Source organism: Treponema bryantii (genome assembly GCF_900111035.1).
Classification (GTDB): Bacteria; Spirochaetota; Spirochaetia; order Treponematales; family Treponemataceae; genus Treponema_D; species Treponema_D bryantii_C.
In genome coordinates this window covers 12,290-33,690 of sequence record NZ_FOFU01000008.1, presented here as the reverse complement: position 1 = coordinate 33,690, position 21,401 = coordinate 12,290, and the positions used below count along the sequence as shown (strand labels likewise).

20 protein-coding genes are annotated in these 21,401 nt (G+C 39.8%); 13 read left to right on the top strand and 7 right to left on the bottom strand.

Annotated features, from left to right (window positions below):
- Positions 1-78: 78 nt before the first annotated feature.
- From rpsI to BMY21_RS12140, 3 genes are all read right to left on the bottom strand, one after another.
- Positions 79-471 (bottom strand): 30S ribosomal protein S9, encoded by a 393-nt coding sequence (gene rpsI / locus BMY21_RS12150; protein ID WP_074644608.1) that lies wholly within the window; start codon positions 469-471, stop codon positions 79-81.
- 15 nt (positions 472-486) lie between these two features.
- Entirely contained in the window at positions 487-915 is a 429-nt protein-coding gene (gene rplM / locus BMY21_RS12145) for a 50S ribosomal protein L13 (protein ID WP_074644727.1), read from the bottom strand.
- Positions 916-1,058: 143 nt separating this feature from the next.
- Positions 1,059-1,283, bottom strand: a complete 225-nt coding sequence (locus tag BMY21_RS12140) for a hypothetical protein (RefSeq protein ID WP_074644606.1) — start codon at positions 1,281-1,283, stop codon at positions 1,059-1,061.
- A gap of 130 nt (positions 1,284-1,413) precedes the next feature.
- Between BMY21_RS12140 and BMY21_RS12135 the strand changes: the two genes are divergently transcribed.
- The 5 genes from BMY21_RS12135 to BMY21_RS12115 all read left to right on the top strand — a co-directional run bounded on the left by BMY21_RS12135 (position 1,414) and on the right by BMY21_RS12115 (position 7,336).
- Complete coding sequence (locus BMY21_RS12135) at positions 1,414-2,604, top strand: ABC transporter ATP-binding protein (protein ID WP_074644605.1); 1,191 nt, start codon at positions 1,414-1,416, stop codon at positions 2,602-2,604.
- Positions 2,604-3,512 carry an ABC transporter permease gene (locus BMY21_RS12130; protein WP_074644603.1) on the top strand — a complete coding sequence of 303 codons (909 nt, stop codon included), beginning with the start codon at positions 2,604-2,606 and terminating at the stop codon, positions 3,510-3,512. The genes BMY21_RS12135 and BMY21_RS12130 overlap by 1 nt, the downstream gene beginning before the upstream one ends.
- Positions 3,512-4,393, top strand: coding sequence for an ABC transporter permease (locus tag BMY21_RS12125; protein ID WP_083379858.1), 882 nt, complete (start codon positions 3,512-3,514; stop codon positions 4,391-4,393). The genes BMY21_RS12130 and BMY21_RS12125 overlap by 1 nt, the downstream gene beginning before the upstream one ends.
- Positions 4,394-4,493: 100 nt before the next feature.
- Positions 4,494-5,540 carry an extracellular solute-binding protein gene (locus BMY21_RS12120; RefSeq protein WP_074644602.1) on the top strand — a complete coding sequence of 349 codons (1,047 nt, stop codon included), beginning with the start codon at positions 4,494-4,496 and terminating at the stop codon, positions 5,538-5,540.
- Between the two features lie 131 nt (positions 5,541-5,671).
- Complete coding sequence (locus tag BMY21_RS12115) at positions 5,672-7,336, top strand: putative bifunctional diguanylate cyclase/phosphodiesterase (protein WP_074644600.1); 1,665 nt, start codon at positions 5,672-5,674, stop codon at positions 7,334-7,336.
- Here BMY21_RS12115 and BMY21_RS12110 read toward each other — a convergent pair.
- A complete protein-coding gene (locus tag BMY21_RS12110) occupies positions 7,333-7,755 on the bottom strand; it encodes a Holliday junction resolvase-like protein (protein WP_083379865.1) in 423 nt (140 codons plus the stop codon). The two genes, BMY21_RS12115 and BMY21_RS12110, sit on opposite strands and share 4 nt — an antisense overlap.
- A gap of 57 nt (positions 7,756-7,812) precedes the next feature.
- Between BMY21_RS12110 and BMY21_RS12105 the strand changes: the two genes are divergently transcribed.
- Positions 7,813-9,024: an OmpA family protein gene (locus BMY21_RS12105; protein WP_074644598.1), complete on the top strand. Its 1,212-nt coding sequence runs from the start codon at positions 7,813-7,815 to the stop codon at positions 9,022-9,024.
- Between the two features lie 83 nt (positions 9,025-9,107).
- On the opposite strand, the gene BMY21_RS12100 is transcribed toward BMY21_RS12105, so the two are convergent.
- Positions 9,108-10,658: a RecQ family ATP-dependent DNA helicase gene (locus BMY21_RS12100; RefSeq protein WP_083379857.1), complete on the bottom strand. Its 1,551-nt coding sequence runs from the start codon at positions 10,656-10,658 to the stop codon at positions 9,108-9,110.
- 66 nt (positions 10,659-10,724) lie between these two features.
- Positions 10,725-10,952, bottom strand: a complete 228-nt coding sequence (locus tag BMY21_RS12095; protein WP_074644596.1) for a hypothetical protein — start codon at positions 10,950-10,952, stop codon at positions 10,725-10,727.
- A gap of 75 nt (positions 10,953-11,027) precedes the next feature.
- On the opposite strand from BMY21_RS12095, the gene BMY21_RS12090 reads away from it, so the two are divergent.
- The 4 genes from BMY21_RS12090 (at position 11,028) to BMY21_RS12075 (ending at position 16,395) form a co-directional block, all read left to right on the top strand.
- Positions 11,028-12,482 carry a family 43 glycosylhydrolase gene (locus tag BMY21_RS12090; RefSeq protein WP_074644594.1) on the top strand — a complete coding sequence of 485 codons (1,455 nt, stop codon included), beginning with the start codon at positions 11,028-11,030 and terminating at the stop codon, positions 12,480-12,482.
- Between the two features lie 301 nt (positions 12,483-12,783).
- Positions 12,784-13,419 (top strand): imidazole glycerol phosphate synthase subunit HisH, encoded by a 636-nt coding sequence (gene hisH, locus BMY21_RS12085; RefSeq protein WP_074644592.1) that lies wholly within the window; start codon positions 12,784-12,786, stop codon positions 13,417-13,419.
- Positions 13,413-14,177 carry an imidazole glycerol phosphate synthase subunit HisF gene (gene hisF, locus BMY21_RS12080; protein ID WP_074644591.1) on the top strand — a complete coding sequence of 255 codons (765 nt, stop codon included), beginning with the start codon at positions 13,413-13,415 and terminating at the stop codon, positions 14,175-14,177. Before hisH ends, hisF begins: the two co-directional genes overlap by 7 nt.
- Before the next feature lie 91 nt (positions 14,178-14,268).
- On the top strand, positions 14,269-16,395 hold the full coding sequence (locus BMY21_RS12075) for a methyl-accepting chemotaxis protein (RefSeq protein WP_074644590.1): 2,127 nt from the start codon (positions 14,269-14,271) through the stop codon (positions 16,393-16,395).
- 14 nt (positions 16,396-16,409) lie between these two features.
- On the opposite strand, the gene queD is transcribed toward BMY21_RS12075, so the two are convergent.
- Entirely contained in the window at positions 16,410-16,814 is a 405-nt protein-coding gene (gene queD / locus BMY21_RS12070; protein WP_074644589.1) for a 6-carboxytetrahydropterin synthase QueD, read from the bottom strand.
- Positions 16,815-16,865: 51 nt separating this feature from the next.
- On the opposite strand from queD, the gene BMY21_RS12065 reads away from it, so the two are divergent.
- The 3 genes from BMY21_RS12065 (at position 16,866) to BMY21_RS12055 (ending at position 21,398) form a co-directional block, all read left to right on the top strand.
- Entirely contained in the window at positions 16,866-18,620 is a 1,755-nt protein-coding gene (locus tag BMY21_RS12065; protein WP_074644588.1) for a Mur ligase family protein, read from the top strand.
- Positions 18,621-18,715: 95 nt separating this feature from the next.
- Entirely contained in the window at positions 18,716-19,849 is a 1,134-nt protein-coding gene (locus tag BMY21_RS12060; RefSeq protein ID WP_074644587.1) for a D-alanine--D-alanine ligase family protein, read from the top strand.
- Positions 19,850-19,928: 79 nt separating this feature from the next.
- The gene (locus tag BMY21_RS12055; protein ID WP_074644586.1) at positions 19,929-21,398 is read left to right on the top strand and encodes a SurA N-terminal domain-containing protein; all 1,470 of its coding nucleotides are present in this window, start codon (positions 19,929-19,931) and stop codon (positions 21,396-21,398) included.
- Positions 21,399-21,401: the final 3 nt, after the last annotated feature.

Here is a 21,401-nt window from a genome sequence, read left to right as displayed (position 1 = left end):
CGAAGAACCGTTAAAAACAAAAAAACTCGGCCGAGTGACCGAGTTTTGTAAATAAGTTCTGTAGCGAACTTGTATAAACTAACGCTTTGAGAACTGGAAGCGGCGACGAGCACCCTTCTGTCCGTACTTCTTACGCTCAACCATACGAGAATCGCGTGTGAGGTATCCGTTAGCCTTGAGAGATGTACGAGCATCTGGATCAATCTGAACGAGAGCGCGTGAAATTCCGTGCAAGCAAGCAGCTGCCTGTCCGTTCATACCGCCACCCTGTACGTTGATAAGAACGTCATACTTTGAACCCATTGAAGTAACCAAAAGTGGCTGCTGAACGATCTGAATCTGTTCTGCAGTTACAAAGTATTCTTTTACATCTTTACCATTTACAACGATTTTTCCTGAGCCGTCGCGAACAAATACGCGGGCTACAGCAGTCTTTCTTCTTCCTGTACCAATAGCAATATTCTTTACCATTTTCTATCCCCCGTATTAAAGTTCAATTGGCTGTGGATTCTGTGCAGCATGTGGATGCTCAGCACCAGCGTAAATCTTTACGTTATCCATCATCTTGCGACCGAGTCTTCCGTGTGGAAGCATACCAGCAACAGCAATAGCCATTGGATCTGTAGGGTGCTTTTCAAGAAGCTTCTCATAAGTATGAGCGCGAAGTCCACCTACGAAACCTGTGTGATGATAATAAATCTTCTTCTGTTCTTTACCACCAGTTACAACAGCTTTTTCTGCATTGATGATTACAACGAAATCACCCATAAGCTGATTCTTTGTGTAAGTTGCTTTGTTCTTTCCACGTGCAATATAAGCTGCCTTTGCAGCAACACGTCCAAGTGGTTTTCCGGCTGCGTCAATAACGTACCATTTGCGAGCCTGTTCGTATTCTTTAACGAAAATAGTTTCCATGATATACCTTACTGTAAAATTAAAGTTTATCTGCGGTTCCAGAACTTGCATCTGAACTGAAACTGCATTGGATTTTCGATGAGCAGTCAAAAATCCAATAACGGGTAAAGTATATTATCAGATTTCAATAGATTGAGTCAATACTACTGCTGGTCGTTTTTAGCAGCATCTTCTTTTTTAGCTTCTTTTTTATCTTTAATATCTGCAGCACCAATGAAAAGACAGATAAGTCCGATGAGAGCTGCAAAAACTGGAGCTCCGCCCTTCAAAAATGCAATTACATCTGCGCCCCAGTTAAGTGGACACATAGGCAGAACTGCAAAAACTGTAAACGCAATAAAAAGTATTCCAAGTATAATAGAAATCATATTAAGTAACCTCACTATTTAGAATAATTCAATTTATGAAATCTTTCAATTATTTTCTTTTTTTTATTGACATAATTGTATATATGTATCATTTTAATCTTTATAACATTATTATATTCGAGGTTGCTTGGTGAAAGGAAGTCAGGTTACCATTGATCATGTATCCAAAAAATTCGGCGATTTTGTTGCCCTGGATGACATCAATTTTACTATTGAACCGGGAGAGTTCTTTTCTCTTCTTGGTCCTTCTGGATGCGGAAAAACTACACTTCTCCGCATAATTGCAGGTTTTGAGTCTCCAGATGATGGAGTTGTTCTTTTTGATGACAAGAACGTAATTCCTCTTTCACCGGATAAGCGCGAATCAAATACCGTTTTCCAGACTTATGCTCTTTTTCCTCACATGACTGTTTACGAAAACGTAGCATTCTCTCTGCGTCTTAAGAAACTCCCTAAGGATGAAATTGATAAAAAGGTTCGCGAATACGTACACCTTGTACAGCTGGATCAGCACATTAACAAAAAGCCAAACCAGCTCTCAGGTGGACAGAAACAGCGTGTTGCTATTGCCCGCGCCCTCATCAACGAGCCTAAGGTTCTTCTGCTCGACGAGCCTCTTTCTGCCCTGGATGCAAAGCTCCGCGCAAATCTTCTTATTGATCTGGATCGTCTTCACGACCAGATTGGTATTACATTTATCTATGTAACTCATGACCAGAGTGAAGCTCTTTCTGTTTCTGACCGCATTGCAGTTATGAACGCAGGTCATGTACTTCAGATTGGAACTCCATACGAAATTTATGAAAGTCCTGCTACTCAGTTTGTTGCTCAGTTTATTGGTGAGACAAATCTTTTTGATGCTGAAGTTGTAGACTGCGTTCCTCACAAGGACGCTGCAGGTAACGATGATTTTATGGCTACCCTCAGTGTACCGGAACTCGGAAAGCAGGCACCTCTCGCAACAGATACTGCCGCAGAAGCTGCTCTCGACCGCTTTATGCAGGTTACAGATTACGAGCACACAGACAAAGGTCAGAAAGTTGCCTTCACTATCCGTCCTGAAAAAATCAGAATTACTCTTGAACCACCTTCAACCGGTGGCCGTACAGATATAAATGTTTTCAGTGGAATCGTAGAGGAGCCTATTTATTCAGGCTTCCAGTCTAAGTTCTATGTAAAGCTTGATACAGGTAAAGTTATCAAAGTATTCAAGCAGCATACGGACTATATGGATGATGGTCCTGTTATCCAGTGGAAAGACAGGGTTTATGTTTCCTGGTCTGCAGAAGACGCTTATATTGTTGAGGACATCAATAAATAATGAAAGATAAACGACTATCTAAAGAATTACATGATTCCCGCGTCGGCTCTTTTTACGGCTGGCCAATGGGACTCTGGTTTATTATTTTCTTTGTTGCTCCTCTTGTAATCATCTTTATTTACAGCTTTTTAAAGAAAGGTGTTTACGGTGGCGTTGAATGGAAGTTCTCTCTCAAGGCTTATAAGCAGATGTGTAAGCCGGAATATGGACTGATTGTACTTAGAACTCTTAAAATCACTATTATTTCTACTATAATAACGATTTTAGTTTCAATTCCGAGTGCTTATGCCATGGCCCGCAGCCGTCATCAGACTCTCTTCCTTTTTATGATTATCATTCCGTTCTGGACAAATTCCCTTATCCGTATTTTTGCCTGGATGAGTATTTTGAACAACGATGGTATTCTTAATCAGATTTTGATGAAGCTGCATCTTATAAAGGATTACGTTCCTTTCCTATATAATACTAAGGCCGTCATTCTTGTAAGCGTGTATATGTATATTCCGTATGCAATTCTGCCAATCTTTACTGCAGTAGACCGATTTGACTTTTCTCTCCTTGAAGCCGCACGCGACCTTGGGGCAACTAAGCCACAGTCTATGTTTAAGGTTCTGATTCCGGGAATCCGCAGCGGTATTATTTCTGCACTGATTTTTACCTTCATTCCGATTTTCGGTGCATATACAGTTCCTCTCCTCGTTGGTGGAAAGGATTCTTACATGCTCGGAAACATCATTGTTGATCAGGTTCAGAAGACACGTAACTGGCCTCTTGCTGCTGCATTCTCTATGGTAATTACAATTATTTCTGTTATAGGAATTATGATGATTACCCGCTCTAATTCACAGGAAGCTCAGCTCAAGAAAAAGAATACAAAAGAAGATAACTATGTTGGAGGTGTACAGTAATGGCAAGAACTCTTGGTGTACTGTTTCATAACGCCTTCGCAAGCATGAATAAACCTCGCTCTGAAAATGCCCGTCACGCTAAACGTGCATGGAGACGTCATAATCACAAATTTTCATTTTCAAAGCTTGTACTCTGGCTCACTATAGTGTTCCTCTTTCTGCCTCTCTTTGTAATCATTGTTTATTCCTTCAATGAAAGCAAGGGTGCTGAATTTACAAAGGTAAGCCTTACCTGGTATAAGGAGCTTTTCTTTAATTCAAAAGCTCTGTGGCAGGCTCTTTTAAATAGTATTCTGATTGCTTTTTCTTCTGCAGCAGTTTCTACAGTACTGGGAACTATGGCTTCTATCGGTGTAAACTGGTATAAGTTCCGCGGAAAGAAATTCATTCAGACACTCACCTACCTTCCTATGGTTTTGCCGGAAGTTATTATCGGTATTTCTATGGTAATTTTCTTCAGCGGTGTACATCTTCCACTTGGACTTTTTACCGTATTTGCCGCACACACAACCTTCTGTCTTCCGTTTGTTTTCCTTATGGTAAATGCACGCCTCGACGAGTTTGATTACTCTATCGTAGAAGCATCACATGACCTTGGAGCTACCGAAGTTCAGACAATGTTCAAGGTTGTCGTTCCTGCTATCATGCCAGGAATTCTTTCCGGCTTCCTCATGGCAATTACAATGTCTCTTGAAGACTTTGTAATCACATTCTTTGTTGCAGGCCCTGGTTCTACTACCCTGCCGCTTTATGTTTACTCGATGATCCGCTTTGGAGTATCACCGGTAATCAATTCACTTTCTGTAATTATGATTATTTTTACCTGTTCGATTGCCTTTATCTGCCGTAAGGGACTCAAAGGCTTTGCCGCAGGTCATTAATATTATTTATTCGTCATTGCGAGCCAAAGGCGAAACAATCCATTGCAATAGATTGCCACGTCGCTTTGCTTCTCGCAATGACGGAGAATAGGAGATTTTAATGAAAAAGATTGCACTTGCAATTATGGCACTTGTTGCTGTCACATTCACTTTCACCTCATGTGGTGATGAAAAAGATGATGGAACTCTTTATCTTTATAACTGGACTTATTACACTCCAGATTCAGTTCTCAAGGCTTTTGAAAAAGAATTCAACTGTACAGTAAAAGTTGATACCTTCGACTCAAACGAAGTTATGTATGCTAAACTCAAGGCCGGAGCTAAGGGATATGACATCACATTCCCATCACAGGACTACACATCTATCATGATCAATCAGAAAATGCTTCAGAAGATTGATCAGACAAAGTTCACAAACAAGAAATACATCAACATTGATACCAAAAAGCTTATGACTTTTGACCCTGAAATGGAATGGCAGGTTCCTTACTATCTTGGTATGGCTGGTATTGCTGTAAACAAGCAGAAGGTATCTAACTACGAAAAATCATGGAACATTTTTGCACGCACAGACCTTAAGGGCCATATGTCTATGATGGATGATATGCGTGAAGTTATTGGAGATGCTCTTGCTTTCCAGGGACTTTCTGTAAACACAACTGATGATGCAAAACTTCAGGCTGCTACAGACCTTATCAACACTTCATGGAAGCCAAACCTTGTAAAGTTTGACGCAGAAGGCTTTGGTAAGTCTTTTGCTGCAGGAGACTTCTGGGTATGCCAGGGTTATGCTGAAGTTGTATTTGGTGAAGTTCCGGAAGAAAAGCAGGAAGATATGATTGACTTCTTTATTCCAAAAGAAGGCGGTCCTATGTACCTCGATTCTATGGTTATTCTTAAGGGGGCAAAACATTACGACCGTGCCAACGAGTTCATCAACTTCATCCACAGACCAGAAATCTATGCTATGTTCCTCGATGATTTCCGTTTCCCAGGTTATGTAAACCTCGAAGCAGAAAAACACCGCACAACAGTTCCTATGTACAAGGCAGAAGAAATGGCTTCTGGTGAACTTAAGCTTGATGTAGGTGAAGATCTCGAAAAATTCAACGAAAAGTGGGAAACAATTCGTTTTACTGCTGACTAAAACTTCAATAACTATGGTTATTTAAAATAACCATAGTTAATTCAATTTTATAAAATTAATTTGACTTATGCTCATTTTAGACTTACCATAATAATTGCCGAGAGGGGTAAATAAAAATAGTAGGTTAAAAAATGAGCGTAAACCTTTCTGTTGTTCTCGACAATATCGCAGCCCCTGTTATTGTTGGAACTCCCATTAAAGACAACACTGGAAAAATCATAGATTTTGATATCGTTTATACCAATGAGGAAGTAAAAAAAGCCGCCGGCTTTATTATGCAGAACAAGCCTAAATGGTCTGATTTCTCCATGAATATTACCTCCGACATACCATGGTTTAAGATGGCTCTTGATGCCATTGCCGGCCGTTTCTATGATGACATCAAATACTTTTCACCTTCAACTCAAGCCTGGTATAAAATTGAGATGAAGTATGTACCTTCCGAAAAGTACATCATAATCACTTTTATCAATATAACTTCTGAACGCGAATATTATAGAAAACTAAAGAAAACCCTTATAACAGATCCTATGACAGGCTTTTCAAACCGGACAGGTTTCGCAGATACTTTTGCAATTACCCTTGAAACAGCCCGCTTTAAGAAATACAGAGCTGCCCTTCTTGTTGTTGATATTGATAACCTTCAGAATATAAATGATTCCCTTGGAAGTGCTGCAGGAGATCAGGTTATTCTTGATGTTGCAGATGTCCTAAAACAGTTTCAGAGAGAATACATTCAAATCTTCCGATACGGTGATGATGAGTTTGCTGTAATAATCACAAATTTTGAAAGCGATGATTCTCTTGTAAACTTTATTGACTGTATTTTTGATGCATTCCAGTTGAAACAGATTTCTGTTTCCGGCGGTATTTCAATGTTCCCGGCTAATACAGAACAGAAAGAAGAAATGATTCGCTTTGCAGACATGGCAGTTCATTATGCAAAAAAGAACGGAAAGAACAGCTTTTTTTATTTTGAACCTGAGATGCAGAGAGTTTTCATTCAGCATCTTACCCTTCAGACAAAAATGAACGAAGCCCTTTTGGGAAGCTGCTTTACACAGTACTATCAGCCTCAGTTTGATATTCAGTCTGGAAAACTCCGTGGTTTTGAAGCCCTTATCAGATGGCATGATGATGAGCTTGGAACAATCTCTCCAGCCGTATTTATTCCTCTTGCCGAAGAATCAGGCCTCATAGTTCCTATAGGAAAATGGGTTTTAAGAACAGCTATAACCACACTCAAAACATGGCAGGCTAAATACGATTTCCGTGGAATTATTTCTGTAAACGTATCTCCAATTCAACTTCTCTGTGACAACTTTTTACAGGAACTTGAAGAACTCATTCTTGAATATAAGGTTGATCCCGAACTTCTTGAAATTGAAATCACAGAAGGTGTTATGATTAACAATATGGGAGATGCAATTGATAAGCTCCGACATATAAAAGCCATGGGCATCCGAGTTTCTCTTGATGATTTTGGAACAGGCTATTCTTCCCTAAGTTACCTTCAGATGCTGCCTTTGAATACCCTTAAAATTGACAAAGCCTTTATAAATGATATCACTTCAAAAGATGGAGTTCAGGCGACAATCACCCGCTCTATTATTGATATGGTAGAAAAGATGGGGCTTGAAACTATTGCAGAAGGTGTTGAAAACAAGGAACAGCTTGAGCTGCTTCATAAGTTTAACTGTAATTTTGTTCAGGGCTTTTTACGAGGAAAACCAATGCCTTATCAGCTTTGTGACGCATACCTTGCAGGTGATGTAAATGCACTGCTGAAAAACTAATCATCTGCTCTATATTCTACATACCGTACACGACCTTCGGTAACAGCTCGCTTAATCTCTCTTTCTCGTCCGCTGAGTGCAGATTTTCCTGTTTTCACTTCAATTAAAAGAACTTCTTTTACGTTATTATCCTCTGTCATACCGGGAAATGCTATAAAATCAACCGGTTTTCCTATAAAACGTGCATCACCGGGATTACATGGAAAGCCCGGCAGATAAGGAGCAACCTGTTCTGCAAGCTGACCTCCCAGAACAGAACGGGAACGTTTAATGGCATCTGAACGAAGCGATGCATGATTTTTATGAAGACGGATTGTCTGGATAATCAAAAGAAGAAATACAACAGAAAATGCAATAAGTGCAGGAAAAGGGATCTCCAACACCATATTTTTAATGTAACTTAAAATCTGCTCAATCATTTTTACAATATAAACCATAAATGCCGATAATGATAGTATCAGGAGGTTCATTTCTTTATGAAACGTTTATCTGTAACTGCAATACTTTTATTCATTACCTTTTCTTTATTTGCCGATGAAGGCATTTTATTTGAATTCAAGCAGAAAAAAGGTGATGCTGTATCACACGTAGCCACAGTTGAAGAAGAAGCTTATATTAATGGAAGATTGAATAACAGAACAGAATTTATAAACCGTACTTCCACCACTGTAACAGAAACTCAACAGGATGGCTCTGCTAAACTTTTTACTCACTATATGACAACTCAGAACAACTTCATAAATTCCACTGGCAGAATGCTTTCCTGGGGAGAAGAAAATTCCGTTAGAGTTTACCGCGATGCTAATGGACAGCTCCACGATTCTGACAATGACTATCTGCCTACAGTACAGAGCGTTCCTTCATTTTCTGATGAAAAAATCAAGATTGGTGAATCATGGACAAGTAAAGGACTTGAAGTACATGATTGCCGCGAGCTTTTTAATATGGAAGAAGCTATCCAGGTTCCTTTTACAGCTACTTATACTTATATTGGTGATGAAGAAACAGATGATAAAATCCTTCGTGTACTCGAAGTGCAGTATAAGTTCTTTCAGGACAATCTGAGTGAAAATAATTACAATTCTGACTGTACTTATGCAGGAACTCACGGTCAGGCAATTCAGAAAATCTGGTGGGACAATGAACGCGGAGAACTCGACCATTATACAGAAGAATTTGTAATCTACATGTATGATACCTATAACAATACTTTTGCATTCCGCGGCACTGCCCATGGTGAAGTAACTGATTATAAATCCGTAAACGACAAGAATAACCTTAAAAAACTTCAGAAAAAGGTTGAAAAATACAAACTTGATAATATTTCCGTAAAGCAGGGAGATAAAGGACTTACAATCAGTCTGGATGCAATTCAGTTTGAACCGGATTCTGTTATCCTTCTTCCTTCTGAAAAGAAAAAAATTGAGAAACTCGGTGAGATTCTTAAAGAGTTTTCAAACGACCTTTTGATTACAGGCCACTGTGCAGACCGCGGAACCGTAAAAATGCAGCAGAAACTTTCTGAAGAACGCGCAGATGCAGTTGCTGAATTCCTTGTACAACTTGGTATTCGCGATCAGTATCATGTGTTTACTCAGGGTAAAGGTGCAACGGAACCTGTCGCAACGAATTCTACGGAAGCTGGGCGAGTAAAAAATAGACGTGTTGAAATCACAATTATGGACTGATAACAAAAAAATCTTACGTGCTTCCGCTCGCGAACGCCCAAATGCAGTTTGTAGTCGTGATTCGCTCGCGCACGTAAGATTTTTTAATTCACAGACTTCTTTTTAGTTTCACGACTCTTTTTTACTCTTAATCTTCCTTTCCACAAGAAATTGTCCATTTCTATTCGGCCGCTGTCTTTTAACTGTTTTACCACTTCCACCGTGTCCTTGTGGGTCCAGACATTGAGGCCTAAAAGGCGGCGGGTACGGTTATTCATGGTTTCGAATAATTCAGTTTCTATTTCATCTTCCGAATAGTAGTTCCTGGCTTTTTTTATGATTTCATAGGCCGTCTGCCAGTCAGAAGGCGAAGATTTTTGTGGAGTGGCTGCACGCCGCGCATCGCATAAGTCACAGCCGCTACAGACTGCCTGTTCGGCGCCCAGTGCGTCGAGTAAAACCTGGCGGCGGCATTCTGTGGTTTCTGCGAAATCCCTCATGGCAGCCTGACGGGTGCCCGGTGCATATACGGAATAATCCAGAGAGTCTGCGGGACTCCATAAAAGTATTGCCTTAGCGATGCTGCCATCACGGCCGCCGCGGCCGGCTTCCTGAATGTACGCTTCAGCTGTTGCGGATGGCACTATATGAACTACAGTCTTAATGTCTTTTTTATCCACACCCATTCCGTATGCACAGGTAGCGCACAAGATCCCATCCTTACTGTCATAAAACCATTTTTCAGTTTCATCTTTTTCCGTTTTATCCAGACCTGCATGATAAAACCGTGCAGTTCCATCTCCAAGACATACATTTAATTCCCGCGCCATATCTTCAGCTTTATTACGTGTACCGCAGAAAATAATCATTGGGCGCTGTTCTGTTCTGGCGAGCAGCAGAGCTTCCTTCTTTTTTGCAGCTGCCTGTCGGACATAATAAATAATATTCTTTCTGTCACTTTCACTTCGAACGACATGTGCATTTCCATCAAAAAGGATTTCTGCGACACGTGAAAGTACTTCTGGAGATGCAGTTGCTGTAAAGGCTGTAATTACCGGCGGATTCAACACTTTTATTACATTACCAAGTCCAAGATAAGCCGGACGGAATGAATCACCCCATTCTGAAACACAATGAGCTTCATCTATGGCTATATGCTTTATCCCTACATCCTTCAACTGCTCTAAAAGACTTTCACTCTGCAAAACTTCTGGATTTGCCAGAATTATCTGTGCCCCTTCCCTGATTTTACGAAAGTTTTCTTCTCGTTCTTCTTCAGTCTGCCCACCTCGAAAAGTCACACTTCTAAGACTCCCCTCTTCCATACGCCTCTGCTGATCGGTCATAAGGGCAAGAAGAGGATAAATGATTAAAGACGGTCCATCCAGAAGCAATGCCGGAATCTGAAAACAAAGTGACTTTCCCGCGCCCGTTGGAAGCAGTACAATCTGCCGGCCTTTACAGAACGAATCTGTAAGCTCACCTTCATCTTCATATTCCAGAGGCTTTTTCCAGTATTCATAAGCTTCGAGAATATTTGAAACGACAAGTCTCTGCCATGGATACAGATACTTTATTCCAAAATTATTAAAAGCGGTCTGTGTTACATAATCCAGACATGGTTCATCTGTAGAAATGATTTCATTATTACCCATATCTATAATATGGTGCGGCTTTAAAGATTTCAGGAAGTTTTAAGAGTAAAATTTAATGAAAAATTATTATTTTTCTTCTGCAGAAGCTTCTCCACCCTCTGCTTTAGTTTCTTCTTTCTTTGGTGCAGGTTCTGCCTTAGTACCTTTTTTATTTTTAGGTTTAGGCGGCTTTTTCTTGTATGTAGTAACAAATTTTGCAAACTGAATTACAAGAATCATGACAATAACAGTTCCAATTACACGAAAATCTTTTAATACGCCTAAAATAACTGATAAATATTCTTTTATTGCCATACTTTTTTATCGGTCAAAATCACTTGATTCAATAGTTATTCTTCTTTATCTTTATCTATCAAGTGAGGTTTTAATATGAATAAAAAAGAATATATAAAAGGTGCTAACCCTTATATGCCGCTTTGGGAACATGTTCCAGACGGAGAACCACGTGTTTTTGAATATAATGGAGAAAAGAGAGTTTATCTTTACGGCTCTCACGATACACTTAAAACTGAATATTGTGGAACTGATCAGGTTGTATGGTCTGCCCCAGTTGATGATTTAACAAACTGGACCTGTCACGGTGTATGCTACACTTCTACAGACGGTTCAATTTTGTATGCTCCAGACGTTGTTCAGAAAGGCGATACATTCTATATGTATGCTGCAGAAGCAAAAGGTTCACGCATCATGCTTGCAACCAGTAAAAATCCTGCAGGACCTTTTACAAATCCAAAACTTACAGAACTTGCTTTTGACCCAGGAATTTTAGTTGATGATGATGGCAAGGTTTACGCTTTCTGGGGTTTCTGTAAGCAATACTGTGCAGAGCTCAACGACGATATGTGTACAATTAAAAAGGAAACTCTCCGCGAAAATGTTGTAAAGCACAGTATTACTCCATGGTCTCCAGATGATGGTATGGATGATGAAAATGATGCTTTCTTTGAGGCATCTTCTCCTCGTAAACTTTTTGGTAAATATGTTTTCATCTATTCTAAGCGATACTACACTCACCGCCCGCAGTATGGTGTTTACGAAGACTGTAACGGCTTCCTTTCTTACAAGTACTGCGACACTCCTCTTGGAGATTACAAGATGGGTGGCGATATCAGTTTTAACGGCGGCGAGATTCTTCCAGGTCCTGACGGTAAAAATCAGATGAGCTACCGCTGGGGTAACAACCACGGAAGTCTTATGGAAGTAAACGGCCAGTGGTACATTTTCTATCACCGCCAGATTGGAACTGATGAGTATTCTCGCCAGGCAATGCTTGAGCCTGTTGATGTTGCAATGGATAAAAACGGCCGCATTTTTGTTGGTAAAATTACTTATAAGGATGGCGAGCCTGTTGCTTCTGAACCAGTTGAGATGACATCTCAGGGTGCCCACATCAACGGTCTTGATGCACGCAAGTGGATTTCTGCAGGTTATGCTGTTCATATTTACGGTGGTACAAAAGGCGGCTACAACGGTGGCATGGGCGGTGCTTACATTAAGCCTGTTTATGAAAAGGATGATAATATCTCTTCTCCAATCGTTGATATCACAAGCAATTTGACTGTAGGCTTCCGCTATCTTCAGTTTGGTGCAAATACTCCTAAGACTGCTACTGCAGATATTCTTGCAAAAGAAGATTTGACGGTAAATGTTCGCGTTGATGATTATAAGGGCAAGGTTATTGCATCATTTAATATGAAGAAAGGTGAGAAAACTGCAACTGCCACACTCAATTCCAGTATGATTGGAAAGCGTGCGGTTTATTTTGAGTTCTTGTCTTCATCAAAAGAAATAATTGCGGAATTTGATAAATTTACATTTGATTAATTAAACGAAATCTAAAAATAAATAGAAATAGTTTCAGAACTTCCGCATTAAAAAGAATCAAAGAAAATTTTGGCGCAAAGGAGCGGATTTGTAGGGCAAAAAGACTTTGTTTGTGGTTGCCGCGAAAGCGGCAGGTATAATAGTTTCTATACCACAAACAACGTCTAGCGCAATATTGCGCGTTTTTGACCTACAAATACGAGACTGGGAGCCAAAGTTCACGGTTTACTTATAATACGGAAGCCTTGAAAATTGTTCCAAAATTCTTGTTTTTTTTTCTAATATTTCTATAATTAGAAACATGGTTGGAATTATTGATTTTAATGCGGGAAACATCACTAGTCTTGAGCGTGCTCTGGATTATCTGAAGATTCCTTATATCCGTTCTAAAAATCCTTCTGAACTGAAAGATTGTGACCGCTTTATGTTCCCTGGCGATGGTGATGATGCCTACGCTATGGCTGAACTGAAAAAAAGCGGCTTTGATGTATTCGTTCGCGAGCAGGTTGCTGCGGGAAAGCCTCTTCTTGGAATCTGTGTTGGTTCTCAGATTATTTTTGAACATTCTGAAGAAGGCGATGCAACCTGTCTTGGTCTTGTTGAAGGCGAAATCAAACATTTTTATACGATTGAGCCAAAGATGAAGGAAGATAAAATCAAGGTTCCTCACATGGGCTGGAATAACATCAGCTTTGAAAATGGTGACTGCCCTATTCTGGCAGGAATTAAAAATGATTCTGATGTTTACTTTGTTCACTCTTTTGTAATCTGTCCTAAAGACGCATCGGTTGTAAAAGCTTATGCTGAATATGGAATTAAAGTTCCTTCTGTAATTCAGAAAGGAAATGTATTTGCCTGTCAGTTCCACCCGGAAAAAAGTGGTGTGACTGGACTGAAGATTATTGAGAACTTCTGTAAGTTGGGGACATCATGCTAAAGAAAAGAATTATTATATGTCTGGATGTAAAGGACGGACGAACTACTAAGGGTGTAAAGTTTCAGAATAATATAGATATCGGCGACCCGGTTGAGATGGCTGCTGAATATTACCGACAGGGCGTTGATGAGCTGGTTTTTTACGATATTATTGCTTCGGCTCGCGGCCGTGGCCCTATTCTTGATTTGATTTCGCGCGTTGCTCAGCAGGTTTTCATTCCTTTCTGCGTTGGAGGTGGAATCGGTACTATCGAAGATATCCGCTCTACTATTCTTGCCGGAGCTGAAAAAGTTTCTCTGAACAGTCAGGCTGTAAAGAACCCGGGACTTATTACTGAAGGTGCAAAGGTATTCGGAAGCCAGAGTATTGTTCTTGGTATGGATGTTCGCCGCGACCCTACAAAACCAAGCGGATTTGGAACTACTATCAACGGTGGCCGCGTAGACACAGGGCTCGATGCTCTTGAATGGGCTAAGCGTGGTGTTGAACTTGGCGCCGGTGAAATTGTATTGAACTCTATGGATGCTGACGGAACAAAGAATGGTTATGATATCGAGCTTACACGTTTGATTTCCGAAAATGTTCCGGTTCCTGTTATTGCCAGTGGCGGCGGCGGTACCCCTGCCCACTTAGCAGACGCACTCACCACAGGAAAGGCAGACGCAGCACTTGTTGCCAGCATGGTTCACAACGGAACTTATACTGTAGGCCAGATTAAAGATGAATTGAACCGAAACGGTGTTCCTGTTCGTCTTTAATATCTGCTTAAAAAATTCAGAATAATTGTATTTTTTTCTTTTTTTTCTTAACAACCTGTTATAAAATAGTATTGATATTCAGGAGGTTGTTGTGAAGATCAGTTTAAAATTTAAAATCATCGTTTTTGTTGTTGTATTGGTAAACCTCGCAGTAATTGCAGTTGGACTTGTTGCAAGACGGGAATTATCAGATTCTATCTCAACAAGTACCCAACAGATTATGGAATTAAATGCCCAGAAATCTGCTAAAATTTTACATGATGTAATGGAAAAGGAATTCTACTTCCTGGAAGCAATTGCGGAACTTCCTTATCTTCGTGATGAAGATATTACGCTGGAACAGAAAACTACCCAGCTTTCAGCTATTGCCATAGCAAATCCAGAACATCTGGAAAACCTTGCTTTTTATAATGACAAAGGAATGTGTATCAGACCTGATGGTGTTTATGTAGATGTCTCTGATCAGGATTTTTTTCAGCAAACTATTTCAGGAAAAAGAGTTATTATCGACCCATTACCTAAAAAATATATGATGGAGTGGGCTGGCGATGAAACAATCATGTTCTATAGTATTCCGGTTTACAGCGCAAAAAATCCTAATAAAGCAATAGGTATTCTTTCTTCTATCGTAAATGGTGATGATGTATATAACCTTTCTGATTCGATTCTGATTGGTAAAAATTCACATCCAACAATTATGTCTACAGCATCTGGACTTGTAATCGGTCGAAATTCTTACGAAGGAATGTCTCAGGAAGAATATTCGTCATGGGAAATGGAACAGGTTGATGAAAAGGTAAAAACTCCATGGGATTATATGATTGAAGCTGTTGTTGCAGGTGAAACCGGCTATCAGATTGTTACTGAACCTGTTTCTAAAGAAAAAAAGGTTGTTTCATATATGCCGGTTGGAGGTGGCAGCGATTGGGCAATTATGTGTGCTGCTCCATACAGTGAATACTTTGACAGCCTTTCTAAAATAACTACAATCATTGCCATTGCTATTATAATTGCCATTATTATTGTTGTAATTTCAACCTTAATTCTTGTTTCACTTCTTATAAAACCTCTGGGATATGTAAAGAATACCATCAACGACATTGCTACTGGTGATGCAGATCTTACAAAACGAATTAATATTCATCTTAAAGATGAAATTGGTGATGTGGTTTCCGGCTTTAATAACTTTACGGAAAAACTGCAGTCCATTATTGCTCAGGTAAAGAAATCAAGAGATACTCTTGGAAGCGCTGGTCTCGCACTGGATTCATCTACACAGAACACAGCCACTTCTATTGATGAAATTCTTAACAGTATTGAATCTGTACATAAACAGATTTCAAATCAGTATACTTCGGTTCAACAGACTGCTGGTGCTGTAAATGAAATTGCCACTAACATTGAATCTTTAGGAACAATGATTGGCAAACAATCTTCTGAAGTTTCTGATGCATCTGCGGCTATTGAACAGATGATTGGAAATATTAAATCTGTAAATATTTCTATGGAAAAGATGTCTGAATCTTTTGATGCTCTTGCGGAATCTGCTCAGACTGGTATTCAGATGCAGATAAATGTAAATACAATTATTGAAGACATCAAAAACCAGAGTGAAACTTTGCAGGATGCAAACACTGCAATTGCAGATATTGCAGAACAGACTAACCTTCTTGCTATGAACGCCGCAATTGAGGCTGCTCATGCCGGAGATGCAGGTAAGGGATTCTCGGTTGTTGCTGATGAAATCCGTAAGCTTTCTGAAACCTCTTCTTCTCAGTCAAAAACAATTGGTGATCAGCTGAACAATATCAAGAACTCAATTGATAATGTAGTTTCTGCATCGGAAGAATCAAGTAAAGCATTCCAGTCTGTAACAAATAAGATTTCTGATACTGAACAGCTTGTTCATCAGATTCAGGCTGCAATGGAAGAACAGAATACAGGCTCTATGCATATTTCGAATGCACTTCATTCTATGAACGATTCTACAATTGAAGTAAAAACTGCCAGCGTTGAAATGTCACAGGGAAATAAGGCTATTCTTGAAGAAGTTAAAAATCTTCAGGACGCAACTGGTATCATGCAGACTAGTGTTGAAGAAATGACACAGGATGCAGAAAGAATTAAGGATACCGGTATTGCCCTTCGCGACATTTCAGAAAAGATGAAGTCATCAATTGAAGATATTGGTGGTCAGATAGATAAATTCAGAGTGTAATTATCTGTCGGACATTACTCATCAACACGGTAACGTGCGCGTGAAGTTTCTGTTTCAAAAACATCAACACAGTACAGTGCAGGCTCAGTTTTGCCTGCGCTGTACGATAAATCTATTCCCTCTTTCTTAAGCAAAGCTATTATTCCATCATAAATATACATTGCTATACGTTCTGCACTTGGGTTCTGATCAAAAACTGCAAGGTCATTAAGATTTGTATGATCCAGCTGTTTGCAAACCTCGCGAAGAGCGGCTTTGAGTTTAGAAAAGTCTAAAAGCATTCCGCCTTCATTGAGTTTTGGACCTTTTACATGGGCATATACCTTATAATTATGGCCGTGAAGATTTTCACATTTACCATTGTAATCTCTTAAAAAATGGGCAGCAGCAAAGTCTGCCGTAACGCGTACTTCAAACATATGGCGATTATATCACTTTTATATTTTTGCGCAAACATATATAATAGAAGAATGACAAAACAACTTTCACAGATTCTGCCGGCTTTTAAGAATACTGTTGTAGCAGCTGACGGAAGTACAATAACTGATTTATCAGAAATTAATAATATACAGATATCAAGCCTTGTGTTTGATTCACGCGAAGTAACTGCGGGCTCACTTTTCTTTGCCCTTCCTGGTACTCATACAGATGGTAACAACTACATTGAGCAGGCTATTCTTGCCGGCGCAAATGCTGTTGTTTTTCAGGGTAAACTTACATCTTCTCAGAAAGAGGATGTAGCTCAGGCAATCATAAAGCGCACTATTGATAACGCTATTTCAAATGAAATGCCAAAATTTGCCCCTGCCCTCATCAATGTGCCGGATGCTCGTTTTTCAATGGCACCTCTTTCAGCCCGTTTTTATGATAACCCGAGTGAACGGCTCATCGTTATCGGTGTAACAGGTACTGAAGGAAAATCCAGTACTGTAAGTTTTATCTGGCAGCTGCTTCGTGCCTGCGGCCACAAGGCTGGTTTTATTTCTACTGTTGAATATTCTTTTGGTGGAGATGCTCTTCCAAATCCACAGCATCAGACAACTCCAGAAGCTCCAATTATCCAGCATCACTTAAATGAAATGCTTGAAAACGGCTGTAAGTACGCTGTTGTAGAAACTTCTTCTCATGGACTTTCTACAAAACTCAACCGCTGCGGCGAGATTCTTTTTGACTGCGGTGTATTTATGAACGTTACACTCGAGCACCTTGAGTTCCACAAAAACTTTGAAACTTACCGCAACGATAAGGCAAATCTTTTCCGTGCACTCGATAAGCATAATCACATTAAGACTATTGCCGGAGAAAAACAGAAAATCAATTCTATCGGAATAGTAAATCTGGAGGATCCTTCTGCAACATATTTTATTGAAGCCACAAAGCACAACGTTTACGGCTTTACAACAGAAGGCAAGGCTGGAAAAGCAGCGGCAGAAACAGGCAGCAATGCTACTCCGCTTCCACCTATCCCTGAAAATCTCCGCTATATGACAGCCCGCAATATTGCCTCTGCAACTTATGGTCTTACATTTGATGTTGATGCAGATGGAGAAAATGGTATTTACCCTGAAAACTATGATCCGGTACAGCCACGCGGAAAAAGTCACTTCAGTGTAAAGGCATCTCTTCCAGGCGCTTTCAATGCTTACAATCTGATGGCAGCAATTACTGCAGTAAGCAGTGTTACAGGACTTTCTTTTGAAGAGGTTGCTGCAAAGGTTCCTGAGCTCACACCAATCAAAGGCCGTATGACTGTTATTGATGAAGGGCAACCTTTTGAACTTATTGTAGATTACGCTCATACACCTTCAAGTTTTGAAACAATTTTCCCACCGTTGCGCAAACGCTGTAACGGACGCATTTTTGCTTTGTTTGGTAGTGGAGGAGAACGTGATCTTACAAAGCGTCCTCTCCAGGGCCAGATTGCTGCTAAGTTCTGCGACGTAGTTGTACTTGCAGATGAAGACCCTCGTGGAGAAGACCCGGTTGAACTTCTCAAGATGATTGCAGAAGGCGCTATCAAAGAGGGAAAAGTTATGGATGAAAATCTTTTTATTATCCATGACAGACCACAGGCAATCCGAGAAACTTTCAAAATGGCACAGAAAGGAGACATCGTTCTGCTGCTCGGAAAGTCACACGAAAACAGCATTATTTATAAAGACTATACAATGCCTTATGATGAAATTTCTGAGGCTAAAAAGGCATTAAAAGAATTATATAAATAAAGACAACAGCCGTGATATACGGGCACGTCAAGGCACGCTACGCTTAAAGCCTTGACATGCCCGTTTATCGGGTTTTTAAGGAGGTTAAACCCGCTATGAATATCGCAGTTATATACGGAGGCCGTTCGGGCGAACACGAAGTTAGTTTGATTTCTGCAGCGGCCATAGCAAGTGGAATCAGCAAAGAACACAAGGTAATTCTTATTGGAATTACAAAGTCTGGTAAATGGTATTTACAGCCTGATTCTGAATATGAAAGAGTGTGCAAAGACACAAAAGCTATTCTTACAATTACAGAAGATGAAAGCAAGGCTGTTACTATTGTTCCAGCAGGTGGAAAGAACGCCTTTCTAGCTGGCGGCAAGCCTTTAGACATTGATGTAGTATTCCCTGCCCTTCACGGAACTTATGGTGAAGACGGTACTATTCAGGGACTTTTTGAAATGGCAGACATTCCTTATGTCGGCTGTACACCACTCGCATCTGCAATCACAATGGATAAGGAAAAGACAAAGCTGATCTGGCAGAGTGTTGGACTTCCTGTTGTACCTTACGTTTGTGTAAAGCGCTCGGTTGTTCTCGACAGTATCGTTTATGATTCAGTTATCGAAGAGACTGAAAAAGAACTCGGATATCCTATGTTTGTAAAGCCTTGCTGTGCAGGTAGTTCTAACGGTGCTTCTAAAGCAAACGACCGCAAGGAACTCAACTTTGCAATTATGGAAGCTTTTGAATGGGATGACAAGGTTCTTATCGAAAAGTCTTTGACTAATGCACGCGAAATTGAATGCAGCGTTACAGGAAACTCAGTAACCTTCCCTTCAGACAGCGACGTAGAAGAAGTAACAGCATATATTCCAGGTGAAATTGTTCCAAATCATGATTTTTATGATTTTGATGCAAAATACAATGATCCTGATGGAGCAAATCTGATTATTCCTGCAGAGCTCAGTGAAAATGACCTCGAAAAAATCAGAAAAACAGCCTGTGCCGCATATAAAGTTCTGGATGCAACAGGTCTTTCACGTGTTGACTTCTTTATTGACCGCGAAACTAAGGCTGTTTACCTCAACGAAATCAATACATTGCCGGGCTTTACTCCAATTAGTATGTTCCCTAAGATGTGTGATGCTGCAGGCCTCAAATTTGCAGACCTCGTTGAGCTTCTGATTAAGGAAGCTGTTGCACGTTATGAGACACACAGCAAGCTGACAACCAGCAGAATTTAAAACTAGACTTCACAATGATTATATGGTAAAATATTTTATTCATTTTTATCAAATATCATAAAAAAAAGGAAACTTTATTATGAAAAAAAATACTGTTTACACACTCGGATCATTAGTTATTCTTTTGATCTGTGCATTCTGTTTTGTCGTTCTTCCGGCAGTTGAAGGCAGAACAAGCCGCCAGCAGGGTGGCGACACACCAGTTTTTGGAAAATATGATGGAAAGGAAATCAAATATGAGCAGGGAACTGAGTTCGCTAACTTCGTATCTCAGTATGGCCAGATGTATCAGATGTATGGTCAGCAGCTTGATCAGACAACTTACTATCAGATTTTCAATCAGGCTTTCAAGTCTACAGTAATGAATTATGCTTATTCAGATGCTGTTAAAAAGTCTGGCTACGAAGCACCTAATTCTGCAGTAACAAGAGAGATTCTCCCTTACTTCCAGGATGAAAAAGGTAACTACTCTTCAAAGCTCTACAAACAGGCTTCTGAAAGCGTAAAGCAGGAACTCCACGATTCTGCAAAAGCATCTATTATTGCCAGCCGTTTTGCAAACGACAACTTTGCCTCTGACAACGAAAAAGTTGGTCTTACACCACTTTATGGTCTTAAGAATACTGAAGCAGAAAAGAAGTTTATTGCTGATATGAATAAAGAACAGCGTGGATTTAAGATGGCTGCTTTCTCAAAGAGTGACTATCCTTTAGATGAAAAACTTAAGTTTGCTAATCAGAATGCAGCTTTGTTCAACAAATATGACATGTCTGTTATCACAGTAGAAGAAAAGTCAAAAGCAGAATCTATCGCAAAACGTATTTCAAACAATGAAATCACATTTGAAGATGCTGTTTCTGAATATTCAGACAAGAGCTATTCTTCTTCTGATGGAAAAATCACAAACTCTTACCAGTATCAGATTTCAAATATCCTTGCTAACAAAGATGACCTTGCTTCAATCACAGGTCTTTCTTCTGGAGCAACAAGTGATATCATTCAGACTAATTCAGGCTACTCTATTTTCAAAATGGATGGTTCTGTAACAAAACCTGATTTCACAACAGAAGATCTTCAGAGAGCTGTTTCAACTTATATCTCAGCTTATGAAATGACTCTTATTGAAGATTATTTCACAGCAAAAGCAAATGACTTCATCAAAGAAGCTAAGGCTTCTGATTTTGATGCAGCTGCTGCAAAGCTCAATGTTAAGACAAACGAAATTGCTAAGTTCCCTCTTAACTACGGAAATGTAAGCGTTTTGAATACACTTGATACTTCAGCTGATGGAATGTCAAATGCTGAACATAACGAAAACTTCCTTAAAACAGCATTCTCTCTTAAGCTCAATGAACTTTCTGAACCACTTGTACTGAACAACAATGTTATCGTTCTTCAGTATACAACAGAAGGAACTTCAGATGATGAGGATGTAAACGTAAATACACTTGTTACTTATGATCAGTCATCAGCAACAAGCATCATTATGAAGAGTGATAAACTTGAAGATAACTTCCTCACAGTTTATTTCGACAACTACATGAGATAATCA